This window comes from Sulfurimonas sp., from assembly GCF_041583195.1.
Lineage (GTDB): Bacteria > Campylobacterota > Campylobacteria > Campylobacterales > Sulfurimonadaceae > Sulfurimonas.
The window spans coordinates 1-15,862 of record NZ_JBFHGL010000006.1 but is presented as its reverse complement, the minus strand read 5'-3'; the positions used below and the strand labels follow the sequence as shown (position 1 = coordinate 15,862).

15 protein-coding genes are annotated in these 15,862 nt (G+C 31.0%); 14 read left to right on the top strand and 1 reads right to left on the bottom strand.

Annotated features, from left to right (window positions below; translation table 11 throughout):
• Window positions 1-53 precede the first annotated feature (53 nt).
• The 14 genes from ABZA65_RS06815 to ABZA65_RS06750 are packed head-to-tail and all read left to right on the top strand — an operon-like array spanning window position 54 to window position 14,759.
• Window positions 54-1,475 carry a hypothetical protein gene (locus tag ABZA65_RS06815; protein WP_373072000.1) on the top strand — a complete coding sequence of 474 codons (1,422 nt, stop codon included), beginning with the start codon at window positions 54-56 and terminating at the stop codon, window positions 1,473-1,475.
• Complete coding sequence (locus ABZA65_RS06810; RefSeq protein ID WP_373071998.1) at window positions 1,472-2,467, top strand: SDR family oxidoreductase; 996 nt, start codon at window positions 1,472-1,474, stop codon at window positions 2,465-2,467. Before ABZA65_RS06815 ends, ABZA65_RS06810 begins: the two co-directional genes overlap by 4 nt.
• Window positions 2,460-3,518, top strand: coding sequence for a radical SAM protein (locus ABZA65_RS06805; protein ID WP_373071996.1), 1,059 nt, complete (start codon window positions 2,460-2,462; stop codon window positions 3,516-3,518). The genes ABZA65_RS06810 and ABZA65_RS06805 overlap by 8 nt, the downstream gene beginning before the upstream one ends.
• Before the next feature lie 8 nt (window positions 3,519-3,526).
• Window positions 3,527-4,318, top strand: coding sequence for a transketolase (locus ABZA65_RS06800; RefSeq protein WP_373071994.1), 792 nt, complete (start codon window positions 3,527-3,529; stop codon window positions 4,316-4,318).
• Complete coding sequence (locus ABZA65_RS06795; RefSeq protein ID WP_373071992.1) at window positions 4,308-5,183, top strand: transketolase; 876 nt, start codon at window positions 4,308-4,310, stop codon at window positions 5,181-5,183. The genes ABZA65_RS06800 and ABZA65_RS06795 overlap by 11 nt, the downstream gene beginning before the upstream one ends.
• On the top strand, window positions 5,176-5,838 hold the full coding sequence (locus ABZA65_RS06790; RefSeq protein WP_373071990.1) for a class I SAM-dependent methyltransferase: 663 nt from the start codon (window positions 5,176-5,178) through the stop codon (window positions 5,836-5,838). Before ABZA65_RS06795 ends, ABZA65_RS06790 begins: the two co-directional genes overlap by 8 nt.
• Before the next feature lie 11 nt (window positions 5,839-5,849).
• Complete coding sequence (locus tag ABZA65_RS06785) at window positions 5,850-6,917, top strand: radical SAM/SPASM domain-containing protein (RefSeq protein WP_373071988.1); 1,068 nt, start codon at window positions 5,850-5,852, stop codon at window positions 6,915-6,917.
• Window positions 6,917-7,618 (top strand): class I SAM-dependent methyltransferase, encoded by a 702-nt coding sequence (locus ABZA65_RS06780; RefSeq protein WP_373071986.1) that lies wholly within the window; start codon window positions 6,917-6,919, stop codon window positions 7,616-7,618. Before ABZA65_RS06785 ends, ABZA65_RS06780 begins: the two co-directional genes overlap by 1 nt.
• A gap of 2 nt (window positions 7,619-7,620) precedes the next feature.
• A complete protein-coding gene (locus ABZA65_RS06775; RefSeq protein ID WP_373071984.1) occupies window positions 7,621-8,358 on the top strand; it encodes an SDR family oxidoreductase in 738 nt (245 codons plus the stop codon).
• The gene (locus ABZA65_RS06770) at window positions 8,358-9,479 is read left to right on the top strand and encodes a class I SAM-dependent methyltransferase (protein WP_373071982.1); all 1,122 of its coding nucleotides are present in this window, start codon (window positions 8,358-8,360) and stop codon (window positions 9,477-9,479) included. The genes ABZA65_RS06775 and ABZA65_RS06770 overlap by 1 nt, the downstream gene beginning before the upstream one ends.
• Entirely contained in the window at window positions 9,472-10,575 is a 1,104-nt protein-coding gene (locus ABZA65_RS06765; RefSeq protein WP_373071980.1) for a class I SAM-dependent methyltransferase, read from the top strand. Before ABZA65_RS06770 ends, ABZA65_RS06765 begins: the two co-directional genes overlap by 8 nt.
• Window positions 10,572-11,990, top strand: a complete 1,419-nt coding sequence (locus tag ABZA65_RS06760; RefSeq protein WP_373071978.1) for a PfkB family carbohydrate kinase — start codon at window positions 10,572-10,574, stop codon at window positions 11,988-11,990. Before ABZA65_RS06765 ends, ABZA65_RS06760 begins: the two co-directional genes overlap by 4 nt.
• Window positions 11,987-12,703 (top strand): nucleotidyltransferase family protein, encoded by a 717-nt coding sequence (locus tag ABZA65_RS06755; RefSeq protein ID WP_373071976.1) that lies wholly within the window; start codon window positions 11,987-11,989, stop codon window positions 12,701-12,703. Before ABZA65_RS06760 ends, ABZA65_RS06755 begins: the two co-directional genes overlap by 4 nt.
• 52 nt (window positions 12,704-12,755) lie before the next feature.
• Complete coding sequence (locus tag ABZA65_RS06750) at window positions 12,756-14,759, top strand: 6-hydroxymethylpterin diphosphokinase MptE-like protein (protein WP_373071974.1); 2,004 nt, start codon at window positions 12,756-12,758, stop codon at window positions 14,757-14,759.
• A gap of 19 nt (window positions 14,760-14,778) precedes the next feature.
• Here the strand turns inward: ABZA65_RS06750 and ABZA65_RS06745 are convergent.
• A partial coding sequence (locus ABZA65_RS06745; RefSeq protein WP_373071972.1) for a flagellin occupies window positions 14,779-15,862 on the bottom strand: 1,084 nt, incomplete at its 5' end.

Below are 15,862 nucleotides of genomic sequence, written 5' to 3'. Positions count from 1 at the left end.
AAGTAAATATGTTGTATTCTACTAAATAAAAATAAATATAAAGATTAATTGTTATGATAGATACTTATTTTCTTGACTATAATGAAGCTCATAAGGTTGCTTCTCAACAGAATAGACCGGTACCACATATGTTGCAAGTTTGTTATTATGCCGGCGACAAAATGGAGACGGATCTAGTCAATCTCATTCATTTACCGTTTGAATCTTTTGTACATTCATTAGGAGAAGGTGTCTATAGACTTCCTAGACAAATAAACTTAGATGGTTTAAACTTATCTAATGACGTTAAAGAAGATATTGTGTTAAACTTTAAAAATGCATTAGAACAAGCTAAAAGACTTAGACATGAGTTTAATAAGAACTATCTCATAGCACTTCAAAATACAAAACTAGACTTCAGTGAAAAACTAAGGTTTTATATACCTGCAAACTCATCTACACAGGTTATGCAATATGTCTCTAAAAATATAGCTGACGAACTAATAAAAAGAGGTTATGAAGTATTTTTCGACATGAGCTATGGGATGTATGATCCAGAATGTAAAAGAAATTTACTTGTATTTAATCCTCACGCAATCATTAACATAAATTACTTCAATAGTTTCTTATTTAGTAAGGACCTATTTTATTTTGTATGGTTCCAAGACTCTATGCCTCTACTAACAAATAATCAACCAATAAACCTTAAAGATAGAGACTATATATTTTCATATCATAAAATTTTCACTGACCTTTTACTAAAGAAAGGTGTAGATAAAAATAAAATTTTTAAGTATGACATTATACCTGTTGATACAAATCAATTTTATCTTGATGAAACGATAAAAAAAGAGGATAAAATAATTTTTGTAGGAAGCTATTACGCAGATGTTGACTATATAGATACGCACAAAGACATCCATAATGATATTATGGAAGTTATTGAAAATGGAGATACATTATCATCTGAAACATTAATAGAAATTTTTGCAAAGAAAAAAGTTGATGTTTCTGATAAACCAACATTTATAAATCGTGTTCAACAAGCTTATGTAAGAACTGCTTGTGTATCTTGGATATCTCAGAATACTTCAAAAGAAGTAGAAGTATATGGATCTAACTGGAAACAAAGCAAAAATGACAACATCATAGACAAATTTAAAGGTAAAGCAGAAAAAGATGATTTAAATAGAATCTACAATAGTGCAAAATACGTTTTATCTGCATCAGCTTCAGCAATCAATACTCAAAGACTTGGGGAACTTGTCCATAGCGGGGCTATTCCTGTAGTATATGATTGTAGAGATTTAACGCATGAAGAAAATACTTGGGATGATGAGTGTTTATATTTTAAAACACAAGATGAATTAAATTATATTTTAGACAATAATATAAAACCTAAAAAATATATGTCCAAAGAGATGTTAGAACATTTTACATATGATGAGTTTATGAATATAATCTTTGAACAAATTAATAAAAAGACGAAAAAATGAAAGCAGTAGTTACAGGAGGAGCAGGTTTTATAGGCTCACATATGGTTGACTTATTGGTCTCTAAAGGTCATGACGTAACAGTTATTGACAATCTAGCCAACGGTCGTCTTGACAACATTGAACAGCACAAGGGAAAAATAAAATTTATTCAAGCAGATATAGGAGACTACCAAATAGAACTTGATCAATACTTTGAAGATGTTGATTATGTTTTTCATTATGCCGCCCTTGCAGATATCGTCCCATCTATAAATAATCCTGTTAAATATCACAAAGCAAATGTTGACGGAACTATACAGGTACTTCAAGCTGCTAAAAAATCTAAAAATCTAAAAAAATTTGTATATGCAGCTTCAAGTTCATGCTACGGCATACCTGATATCTACCCTACTCCCGAAACAAGTCCTATAAAACCTGAATATCCTTATGCACATACAAAAACTGTTGGTGAGCAATATGTTATGCATTGGGGACAGGTATATGACATGCCTGTCGTATCAATGAGATTTTTTAATGTTTATGGAGTAAGGCATCGAACAAGCGGAACTTATGGTGCGGTATTTGGAGTTTTTTTAGCACAACTTTTAAATAATAAACCACTAACCGTTGTAGGAGATGGTGAACAAACTAGAGACTTTACATATGTGACAGATATTGTAGATGCTTGTTATAAAGCTGCCGAGAGTAATATAACCGGAGAAATTTTTAACGTAGGCAGTGATAATACTTATAGTATAAACTATTTAGTAGAACTACTAGGTGGAGAAAAAATATACATTCCAAAAAGACCCGGTGAACCTGATTCAACATTTGCAGATATCAGCAAAATAAAAAGAATGCTTGGGTGGACACCAAAAGTAAGCTTTGAAGATGGTGTAAAAACTATGCTTGAGAACATTGAACAATGGAGAGAAGCTCCTGTTTGGGATGAAGATAGCATTAAAGATGCTACAAAAGACTGGTTTGAATGTCTAGGAGATAAAAATGAGTAGTAATCTACTTGATGGTCATAAAATAAACTACCATCCAAAAGAGATATCGGATATGTTTGAAGGCAAGCTTCAAGCTCCAATATATGTTGAGATATCTCCAACAGGAATATGTAACCACAAATGTTTGTTTTGTCATTACAATTATCTTGGTCATGAAGGTAAATTTAAAAAAGGGAAAATACCTGAGCTTGTAAAAGAACTAGCTCAAATGGGTGTAAAATCTTTAGTATTTGCAGGTAACGGTGAACCAACTTTACATGTTGATACAATTGAGGCAATTGAATTGGCAAAAAGTCTGGGACTAGATGTCGCATTAAGTACAAACGGGGCACTCTTAAAAGATGAACATTTTGACATACTTGCTAAATGTTTAACTTGGATAAGATTCTCATTTAATGCAGGTAGTGAGGAAAACTATGCTTACGTTCATCAAACAAAAAATGATGACTTTAAAAAAGTAATAGAAAATATAAAAAAGTTAAAAGAAGCAAAAACCAGATTAAATAGTCAAATCACTATAGGGACACAGTTTGTACTTATTCCTGAAAATAAAGACTTTGCACTTGAACATGGAAAAAGATTAAAATCTCTTGGTGTTGATTACTTCAGCGTGAAACACTTTTACGATCATTCCCATAATGAATTTAAAGTTACTGAGAGTATTGATGACGAATTTATAGAGGACTTATCAAAAAAAGCAAAAGATCTTAGTGATGAAAATTTTACCTTCTTGGTTAGAAGTACCAAAAACTTAACATCTCAAAGGGCATATAACAAATGTTACGGGTTAGAATTCATTGTATTTATAGATGAAAACGGTGACGTTTACAGTTGTTTTTCCCACCAATATGATAAAAAAACTATAATGGGGAATATTTTTCAAAACACTTTTAAAGAAATTTGGGAATCTGCTAAAAAAGCCGATAGTATAAACTATATCAATGATTGCATAGACAAAAACAATTGCCAACCAAATTGTAGACATCATCAAATTAACAACTATTTATGGGAGCTAAAAAATCCATCTATAGAACATATTAATTTTATATAAGGATTTTAGTGAAACAGATAGCTACAAATATTAGAAAAAACATTTTACATATCGCAAATCTATCAGGTTCTCCACATATCGGTTCCGCTTTAAGCTGTACAGATATATTAACCACTTTATATTTTAAGATATTAAACTTGGATGATTATGAAAACAGAGATCTGTTTATCCTATCCAAGGCACACTCTGCTATGACTCTATACGCTACTTTACATGAGAAAGGTCTTCTAAGTAAAGATGATTTAGAGGGTTATTATCAAAATGGCGGTACATTACCAGCCCATACAGATAGACTTACAAATCCATATATAGAAATAAGTGCCGGAAGTCTCGGCCATGGTCTTCCTATAGCATCAGGTATGGCACATGCCTTAAAATTAAAAGGTAGCGAGAGAAAAGTTTATGTACTGATGGGTGATGGAGAAAGTCAGGAAGGGAGTGTTTGGGAGGCAGCTATGCTAGCTCCAAAACTTGAGCTTAATAACTTGACAGTATTCATAGACAGAAATAATCTTCAAGGATATGCAAGAGCTGACGAGATACTTTCATATGAACCTATAGATAAAAAGTTTGAAGCATTTAACTGGGAAGTATTTAGGATTGATGGTCATGATTATAAAGCAATTTTAGATGCTGTTAATACTAAAACAAACAAGCCGAAGATGATAATATGTGACACAACAAAAGGTAAAGGGGTTAGCTTCATGGAAGATGAGCTTATCTGGCATTACTATATAGTTACAGATGAAATTAAACAAAAAGCTATACTTGAGCTAGAGGGATCTTCAGATGAGAAATAGTGTCGCAAATGAAATCAAAAAAATCGCAAAAGTAGATGAGACACTTTTTGTTATAGCAGGTGATGCCGGACTTGGTGTATGGGATGATTTTAAAGATAGCAAACAGTTTATCAATCCAGGAGTAAATGAGCAGCTTGATATTGGATTTGGAGCCGGACTGTCTTTAATGGGTCACAAAGTTATTTATTATAATATCGCTCCTTTTGTCATAATGAGACCTTATGAGTTTGTACGAAACGACATATGCTACCAAGAACTGCCTATGATATTAATTGGAACAGGAAGCGGTATAACTTATGCACCAGCCGGTGTAACACATTATGTAGTTGAAGATATTGCACTTGCTTCAACAATGCCAAACCTTGACATATTCTCACCAGCAGATCCAGTCGAAGCCATAGAGTGTTTCAAGTATGCATATAAAAGCCAAAAACCAAGTTATATAAGAATAGCCAAAAACGGTGAAGAGATTATACATAAAGATGATATTGATATTACAAAACCTATATTTATCAATAAAACAAACTCTAAACACATTCTCATAGTGCATGGTTCTATTGTAGATGAAGTTAGCAAAATTTTAGACTTTGTTGATCTAAACATAGTAACAATGCCTATGTTAACAAGTGAGTTTGATTGGTCATCATTCTTAGAAGATTTCGACAAAATATTTGTACTTGAAGAACACTTTATAAACGGTGGATTTGGATCAATGCTAAGAGATAAAGTAGATAATAAAATATACAAGTTTGGTATTAAAAATGAGTATATTCATAAAATAGGTAATAGAGATTATTTGAGAGAACACTATGGAATTGACGGCCATACTATTGGAGAGAAAATAAAGGATATTATCAATGGGTAAACTTTTAGATATCGTAACAAAGCTTCATACAAGAACATCAAGGGATTATGTATCAAGAATGGTTGATGATAAAATAAATGCCATGGTTAAATCAAAAGAGTATGGATATGACTATTGGGATGGTGATAGAAAGTACGGCTATGGCGGTTATAAATATGATGGAAGATGGAAAGTTGTTGCAGAAGATCTAATTAGAGAGTATGATCTAAAAGATGGCTGTAAAATACTTGATGTTGGATGTGGAAAAGCATTTTTATTGTACGAACTAAAACAGCTACTTCCAAATAGTACAGTTGTCGGTATAGACAGCAGTGAGTATGCTTTAGAGAATGCAAAAGAGGAAATAAAAGATTCTTTGACACTACACAAAGCAGAAGATAGTTACCCGTTTAAAGACAATGAGTTTGATTTGCTAATATCTTTGACAACTTTACATAATCTAAAAATATACGATCTAAAAAAAGCTGTTCAAGAATGTCAAAGAGTCGCTAAAAATAAATATATTATGGTCGAAGCTTATAGAAATGAGGCTGAATTGTTTAATCTTGAATGTTGGGCTTTAACTTGTGAAAGTTTTTTCAGACCGGATGAATGGGTTTGGATGTATAACGAATGGGGATATGATGGTGATTATGAATTTATCTATTTTGAATAAAAGGAAATGTTATGGCAAATAAATATTCCAATTTAAAAATATTTCATTACCAAAATAAGCTCGACTCGCTACCAAAAAATATAACAGATATTAAGGCACCTATCCATATTAGAATTAAACCGACAAATGTATGTAATCATGATTGTTGGTACTGTGCATATAAAGCTGATAATCTTCAACTTGGACAAGATATGGTTGAGAGAGATTATATTCCACATGATAAAATGATGCAGATAATTGATGATTGTAAAGAGATGGGTATCAAAGCCATAACTTTTAGCGGTGGAGGGGAACCTTTTACATACAGATACTTCACTGATACAATCAAAAAAGTTATAGAATCAAACATATCATTTGCATCTTTAACAAATGGAAGCAGACTAAAAGATGAAATAGCCGAACTGTTTGCATATAATGCAACATGGGTAAGAGTTTCTATAGATGGTTATGATGATGAGAGTTACGCTGAATACAGAGGTGTAAAAATAGGTGAATTCAGCAAGATTGTAGATAATATGAAAAAGTTTGCAAGTCTTCCAAATAGAACCTGTAATCTCGGTGTCAGTTTTATAGTCGATAATAAAAATTACTCAAAGATATATGAGTTTTCACAGTTGATGAAAGATATAGGTGTAGACAGCATTAAAATATCCCCATGTATAGTTGACAACGACGGTACTAAAAACAATGAGTACCATAAACCGTTTTATGATCAGGCAAAAGCAATGTCTATAAAAGTAAAACAGGAACTTGAAGATAATAACTTTGAGGTAAATGAACTATACCACTGGCAAGAGGAAGCATCTGCAAAAGATTATGAATGGTGCCCTTATTCACAAATACTGCCAGTCATAGGAGCAGATTTGAATATTTACCCTTGTCAAGATAAAGCTTATAACTTGGATAATGGGCTTATGGGAAGTATAAAAGATAGTAGTTTTAAAGAGTTTTGGTTTAGTGATAAAAATAATTTTTTTAAAATAAATCCAAAAGTCCACTGCAACAACCATTGTGTAGCAGATAATAAAAACAAAATGATATTAGACTACTTAAATGTAGAACACCTAGGATTTGTATAATGGCAAAAGATTTGAATGTTGGGAAATACCATAAAAGTGTTGATGAGTATAGTGATTTAATCAATGAAGTGTATAAAAATTATCCCGATGGAGTAAACCTGCCTCCAATGTATGCACAGTTTATTGATAAAAGTATGTCAAACATACTCATTAGATTAAGCAGATATAAATTTGTTGCAAAGATGTTAAAGCCAACAGACGAAGTGCTTGAAGTTGGTTGTGGTTCAGGTCTAGGCTCAATATATTTATCACAAAACTGCAAAAGTGTTTATGGTATTGATGTTCAAAAGCAAGAGATTGCAGAAGCACAAGAACTCAGTAGAAGAGACAACGTTAAATTTGAAGTAAAAGATCTATTCTTGCTTGATGAAGAAAAGAAATATGACTCAATTGTTTGTTTAGATGTATTAGAGCACTTAAGTATCGAAGATGGTAGAAAATTTATTGAAAAAATTTCTAAACTGCTAAAACCAAACGGTTTTTTTGCTTGCGGAGTACCAAGTATCTATTCCTATGAATTTCAAAGTCCACTAAGTCAGGCATCACATATTAACTGTCCAGACAGAGATGATTTAGAGAGAGAGCTATCTATTAATTTTGATAGAATTTTTCCTTTTTCCATGAATGATGAGATGGTACATACCGGATTTCAAAAATTAGCTTGGTACTACATTATGTTATGTACAAGTCCAAAAGATTAATGATGCAAAAAGTTGTTTTTATAACTGCTTCAAGTAGTGGATTTGGTTTTGAAATAGCTTTGGATTTGTCAAAAAAAGGTTATTCAGTAATATTGAACGGTCGGGATATAGACAGATTAAAAAGTGCAAAAGCAAAACTACACAATCAAGATCTGCATCATATATTTTGCTGCGATCTTACAACAGATGAAATGCCAAAAGAATTAGATGATTTTTTTACAAAACATAAGCTCTTGCCAAATATTATTATTCACTCACTTGGTGGAAAAGTTATAAACGACAAACATCCAATCAATATAAATATACTCAATAAAACTATGGATTTAAATATTAATAGTGCAATATTGATAAACAACTATTTTATTCCTAAATTTCAAGCTAATAAATATATTCAAAAAATTATACATATCAGTTCTTCTGCATCTTTAACAGGTAATGCCTCACCATGTTACTCTATGAGTAAGGCTGCTGTTAATATATATATAAAAAATTGTGCAAGATACTATGCTTTGGATAATATTATGTTTTGTGCGATAGTTCCAAACATAATTATGCACGAAAATAGCGACTGGAAAATAAAACAAGAGAATGATCCGCAATATTATAAAAAAAGAGTTGACGAGGTTCCATTAAAAAAATTTGCTACTCCTGAAGACTTAACACCTTACATATCTTCACTATGCGAAATAGACAGTATGCATGCTACAGGTTCATTAATTGAACTTCAAGGGGGCGTATAATGAATGAATATTTAAGTTTTTATGAAAAATACAAAATCTCTCCTGTTGTTCAAGATATAGATAATTTTAAAGAGCATGTAAGAAGACGTAATAATCTATATAGACAACTCGGTGCTTCTCATCTTATCTTTAAAGATAAAGATATTTTAGAAATTGGACCAGGTGGTGGGTACAACGCTTTAGTTACATATAGCTATGGTCCAAAAACTTATACATTAATAGAACCGAGTACACAAGGCTATCATGAACTAAAAAATAATTTTAAAAATTTAGATAAAAATGTTTTTATATTTAATGAGATGCTAGAAGAGTTTAAAGCTATCAAACAATACGACATCATTATTTGTGAAGGTCTTATACCAGGATTAAGTTCAAAAGAACAATTTATTAAGATCATTCAATCATTATTAAAACCAAACGGTATATTTATCATGACAACATCGGACCAAGTGTCTGTATTTTTTGAAATAATAAGAAAATATATGGCAAATGTTTTAATAAAAGATATTGAAGATATTGATGAAAAAGTAAAAATATTAGTTGACTCATTTTCATCACATCTTGATACTTTAAAAGGTATGACAAGAAGTTATTCTGATTGGTGTTTAGACAACCTTGTAGGAGATGCTATACTTGAGCATACACTTTCGATAAATGATGCTATTGAGCTATTAAAAAACAATTATATCCTTGGTATATCTCCCAACATATTTAATAACTATTCATGGTATAAGCAGCTGCCCACAAATACATTCGAATACAATCAAGTATTTCAAGAACAGATGCTAGAAAAATGGCATAACTTTATTGATTATAGATTTATACAAAAAGACAGAGATTATAAATCCAATATAGAACTCTCAAAATATTGTTTGGAATTGATCAAGGCAATAAAAAATTCAGATGATAAAATAAAAATCGTTGATATATTAGAAAAAATCAAAATTAATTTGAAATCAGATATTGAAAAAGAGACACTATTAGCTATAGAGGAAGCAATAGAAGTGATAAATGATTCTATAACTCCGACAAAAATAAAAAATATGAAATTTTTTAATTCAGCTTTTGGTCGGGGACAAGCTTATATTAGTTTTGTGAAAGAGAATATAGACTATGAATAAACGCTGTCTAGTTTGCAACCACGATGACTTTAATATACTGTTTGATTATACTAAAGAAAAAGTTGTAACCTCAGACAATAAAACAGCTAATCAAAATTTTCAACTTTTAGAATGTAAAAAATGCTTTCATATACAAAAAAAGACAGATGAAAGCCTACTTAAAACAATTGAAAATATTTATAGTAATTATGAAGCATACTATCTTACAAATGGTAAAGAAGAGGAGCATACAGATTCTAAAAAAGCAACTATAAATCGCTCAAAAACACTAATAAATAATATTAGCGAATCTATTAAAGAACATGGAAATATATTAGATATAGGAACAGGTTCCGGTGTTTTTTTAGAAGAATTTTCCAAAGTTTTTGATTGGAACTTATTTGCACAAGATGTAAAAATCAGTCAAAATAACAATCTTCAAAATTTAAAAAACTTCAAAAAGTTTTTCATATATAAACAAGATGTGCTCTTTCCAGATTATTTTGATATTATATCTGCTATACACGTATTTGAGCATATTGTGGATTTAAATGAGTTTTTATCATCTGTTAAACGATCATTAAAAAAAGACGGTGTTTTAGTTCTACAGGTTCCAAATATAGATGAAAACCTTTTTGATATTTTTACAATAGATCATATATCACATTTTCATAAAAGCACACTGCTTTATATTTTAAAAAAATATTTTAAAAATGTATATTTTCCAAAAAAGCAAATTAACAGAGAGATCAGTGTGTTAGCTACAGATAAAGTTCTAAAACTCGAGCATGAAAATGATGTGCAAAGACATCAAATAAATAAACTTCAAATAAACAATTTAATAGACTCTATCTCAGATATAAAGAAAAAAGTAGCTGTATTTGGGACATCTCCTCCAGCACTTTTTTGTGCATCCTTATTAAACTTCCAAATAGAATGTTTTATAGATGAAAATTTAAAAAAAACAAATAAAACTTTTTATGGTAAAAAAATTGTTCATCCTATGAATATTGATTCTGACATTCAAGTAATTTTTCCATATTCCTTGGAGTTGTTAGAATCAATATCCAAAAGATTTCCTTCTTTAAATTTCAAATATATAGAGAATAGATTATGAAAAAAGTTTTTGTAAGCGGTGATTTTAATATTTTACATCCGGGACACCTTAGGCTGCTAAAATTTGCCAAAGAAAGCGGTGATTTCCTAAGTGTTGGGATAAATGCGGATAATGTAAACAACGTCAGTATTCCTCAAGAAGTGAGATTAGAGTCAATAAATGCGACAAGCTATGTAGATGAAGCTTTTATTTTAGAAGATAATGCTGTTGAATATATCAAGAAAAATAGACCAGATATTGTCGTTAAAGGAAAAGAGTTTTCAGACAAATACAATCCGGAGCTTGATACAATAAATTCATATGGCGGAAAACTGCTATTTACCTCTGGAGAGATAGGATTTGCTTCTCTTGATCTTTTAAATGAAGAGTTTCAACTACCTACAAGCAAGACAAAGCACAATAGCGCATTTATAAACAGACATAACCTTGATATGGAAGACTTAAAGTCTATCCTGGAAAGGTTTTCAAACTTAAAAGTTTTAGTTATTGGTGATACGATTATAGATGAATATATAACTTGTGAACCGCTAGGTATGAGCCAGGAAGATCCTACAATAGTTGTTTCACCGCTTGCAAGTAAAAAATTTATAGGCGGCGCTGCTATAGTTGCAAGTCATGCATCTTCTTTAGGAGCTGATGTTAGTTTTTTCTCAGTAATAGGAAATGATTCAACATATGAATATGTGGATAATAATTTAAAAGAACTTGGCATAAAAACATATCTATATCAAGACTCGACAAGACCTACTACTTTAAAACAAAGATATAGAGCTAGTTCAAAAACACTACTTAGAGTAAACCATTTAAAACAACACTCAATTGATAAAGGGATTGAAGAGAAGATAATAAACGATATTGAAAAAGCCATAAAAGATATTGATCTTATTATATTCTCAGATTTCAGCTATGGAGTGCTTACTCAAACACTTGTTGAACGTGTTTCTAAGCTTGGTAAAGATCACAATACATTTATAGTTGCAGACTCTCAAAGTTCATCTCAAATCGGTGATATATCAAAGTTTAAAAATGTAGATCTCGTAACACCTACAGAGAGAGAAATAAGACTCGCTCTAAATGATTTTGAATCAGGTTTAGTAGTACTCTCAAAAAAACTATCCGATAAAACATCAACTAAATATATATTTACAACTTTGGGTGCAGAAGGTGTAATGATCTATAACACTAATCAAGGCGATCTGCTAACTGACAATATCAGTGCACTAGGTAGTATTGTAAAAGATGTAAGTGGTGCAGGAGATTCACTTCTGACATGTTCCTCAATGGCACTAGCAGTTGGATCAAATATTTGGCAGGCAGCATATCTTGGTTCTTTAGCTTCAGCTGTACAAATTAGCAGGGTTGGAAATATTCCTATAAATAAAGAAGAAATCATAAATGAGTTGATGTTGCAATGAAAGCTTTATTATTAGCAGCAGGATTAGGTACTAGACTTTCTCCTATTACTGATCATATTCCAAAATGTTTAGTTCCTATAAACGGTAAACCTTTATTAGAATATTGGCTAGATAACTTAACTAAAGCAGGTATCAAAGAGTTTTTCATAAATACTTCATATCTACATGAACAAGTTGAAGACTTTGTATCTAAATCGAAATATAAAGACTATATCACACTGGTATACGAAAAAGAACTTTTAAATACCGGTGGAACTCTTTTATCGCTTAAAGAGTTTTTTAAAACAGAAGCTTTTATGGTTGTTCATGCAGATAACTTGTCATTTTGTAACTTTCAGTCGTTTATAAATAGCCACAGACAACGTCAAAAAGAATGTGAGATAACTATGATGCTTTTCCATAGTGATAATCCAAAAAGTTGTGGAATCGTTGAACTTGATAGCTTCGGTATAGTCCAAAAGTTTCATGAAAAAGTAGAAAACCCTCCATCAGATTTAGCAAATGGAGCTGTATATATTTGTGAACCTAGTATATTTGAGTTTTTATACTCTTTAAACAAAAAAGAGATTGACTTTAGTAACGATGTATTGCCAAATTATATGGGAAGAATAAATACATTTTTAAACGATGTATATCATAGAGATATTGGTACTATAGAGAGTTATGCGTTAGCTCAAATAGAGTATCTGGGGATAAAACACCCTTTTAAGTAACTCATCAATGTTATTACTATACAATCAAAACTAATTATTTAAAGAGGTTAAAATGCAGGAAATAGAATCATTAGCTATACAAAACTATCAAGACAATATGTTGTATTTTGAAAAACATCATCAACCTTTATACAATAGACTTTTAGCCTTAGAGACTCTCTTAGATGAAGGAAGATATCCCCAAAAATATGATCTTGAATATAAAGATGGCTATTTTGATATTGTTGAATTAAACTCAGGAAATCACCTTTACAATGAAAATTCTGAAAAATTTTCAAATAATCTTGCCAATAAAGTAACATACAAAAAAAATGACCATACTTTTATTTCACTTAGAAAGATAAGATTTGAACCTGTAGCATTAGAAGCGTTAAAAAAAGAAAATAATGCATATGCCCAATACTCTACTACTGCATTTTTAACTGAGTATTACTACAATAATACAGATTATGAAATGAGTATGAAAAAGCTAGATAAATTTATCTTTATAGGTACCGGACTTGGTATGCATATAGAAAAAATAATCAAAAAGTTTGATCTACAAGTAGTGTTAATTATAGAAGATGACATTGAACTATTTAGACTCTCTCTTTTTACAACAAACTATGCAAAAAAATTAAACAATATATTTGCTTTCTTCTCAATTAGCGAGACAAAAAATGAGTTTCATACTACTTTTAACGACTTTTATTTTAAAGCTTTTTTCAAAAACCAATATATTAAATTTAATATGTTTTCATCAGCATACGAACATAAAATTGATGAAATTAGAAGTATGCTTATATCTAGACCTGAAGCTACTTATTCACATGAAAGACTTATCGTAAAACATAAAAGAATTATAGACAGTCTAACAAGTCACTACAAATATCTGGATATTACCAAAAAAGAAAATGAAAGCTACTTTGCTGATAAACCATGGTTGGTTGTTGGAGCCGGTCCATCACTTCACAAAAACACTGACTGGCTTGTAGAAAACCAAGATAAGTTTATAATAATAGCTGCTTTTACTGCCTTAAAAACTCTCCAAAGAGTCGGTGTAAAACCCGATATTGCTGTTCAAATCGATGAAAATGATTTTACCACCGATAAAATGCTAAAAAGTATTGAGAACTTTGATTTTTTAGATAGTTCCGTATTGATTTTTAGTGGTTCTGTTTCAAAACTGCTTTTTAATCAGTTTGATAAAGAAAAGATATACCTTCATGAAGACAGAACAAAGTATAAACTTAATAGAAGTACACTTACTGTTGCAAGTGTTGGAGAAACAATATATTCATTATCTTTAATTTTTAATGTAGCAAATATATATCTATTAGGTCTAGATTTAGCCCTAGGTGACAATGGAAAAACTCACTCGGATGATCACTTTATGGCAAAAACTTTAGATCAAAAAGCCGAAGAAGAAAATGATCAATTTCAACTGGACAATATCATAAAAGTTAAAGGTAATTTTAGAGATACAGTAGAAACGACTAACCTATTTGCTGCATCTATTCCAGTAATAAATAGAAAAACACAACTTTTTAAAACTCAAAATCAAAATATTTACAACCTTTGTGATGGTGCTCTATTTGAGAATATTACACCGCTAAAATTTAACGATATTAATATAGATAAAAAGTTAGACAAGTCATCTATGTATGAAGAGTTGAAACAAATATTTGACAAATACTCTACTACTTCACTTATAGGAACGGAATTAGATGCAATAGAGTGTAGAGGAACACAGATTAAAGATTATTACAATTATCTAACAGAGTTTGAAAATTCTCCACATGCTAACCCAGATCTATTTTTAGCTTCATACATAAAATTTGCTTCTATGATAGTTAGTCATAAATGTGAATTAGAGTTAAAAGAAATAATGGTTATATTTTTCCTAAGAACATCTTCTTATATTGATGATTTTTTAAATACCAAAGAGATTAAAAACCACAAAAAATATATTAAGAAGTTTAAAACTTACTTTATTGAAGGTACTAGAAATATTTTAGATACGTTTTCGAATGACTTTAACAGACTAAAAAATTCACTTGAAGAAACTAAAGAGTAAAACTCTTTAGTTATTAAAATTACTGAAGTAATTGTAGTACGTTTTGTTGAACAGCATTAGCTTGACTCATTGCATATGAACCAGACTGAGCCAAAATATTATGTTTTGCAAAGTTTGCACTCTCTGCAGCAAAGTCAACATCACGGATTTGAGATTCCGCGGCTTTAACATTCACCTGAGTAACACTAATATTACGTATAGTAGATTCTAGTTGGTTTTGAACAGAACCAATGTCTGCACGTGTACCATCTACATCTTTAAGAGCATAATCGGCAATTATAATAGCTTTCTCAGCCGCTTGTCTAGTTGTAACATCTAAAGTTGATAAGTTGTTATCTAATCCTGCTGCTGTATTTCCTGCAATTGCAGTTGTTAAACCATCAGTTAAGTTACCATCGAATAGACCAACACCAGTTAAATCACCAGATGAACTTAAACGGATACCGTATTGTGCAGTACCTGCAGTTGAATCAACATCTTCATAGATACTAGCTCTTACATCAGCACCAGCTGTCTGAGCAGCAGCATTAAAGTCATCAACTAAAGCTTGAGTAATTTCATAAGCTTTATGTGAACCAGATGCGAAAGATGTTTGAACACTTACACTAGCAGTAGTTCCATCTTGATTAAGTACACTAACACTTAAACTTGCTGAGAAGTTAGCAGAACCACCAGTTGCACCACCGAAACCAACTGTTGTTTCTAAGAAAGAGAACTCTGCAACATTATCAAGCTGTGCATCACCGATTGATAATTTTACTGTCTCACCTGAATATGCACCGATATGGAAAGATTTATTTTGGAATGCACCATTTAATAGTGTTTGACCATTAAACGATGTACTGGCTGCAATATTCTGCGCTTCCTCTAGTAATCTATCAATATCTTCTTGAATTTTTTTACGACTATCTAGTGTTTGACCATCAGACGCTGCTTGAATTGCTTTAGTTCTTACAATATCAATAATTTTAGTATACTCATCTAATGCACCATCCGCAGTCTGTGTAACACCAATAGCATCATTTGCATTCATAATAGCTTGTCCAAGACCCTGCGCTTGTTGGCGAAGTGTATCGGCAATTGCCATACCTGAAGCATCATCT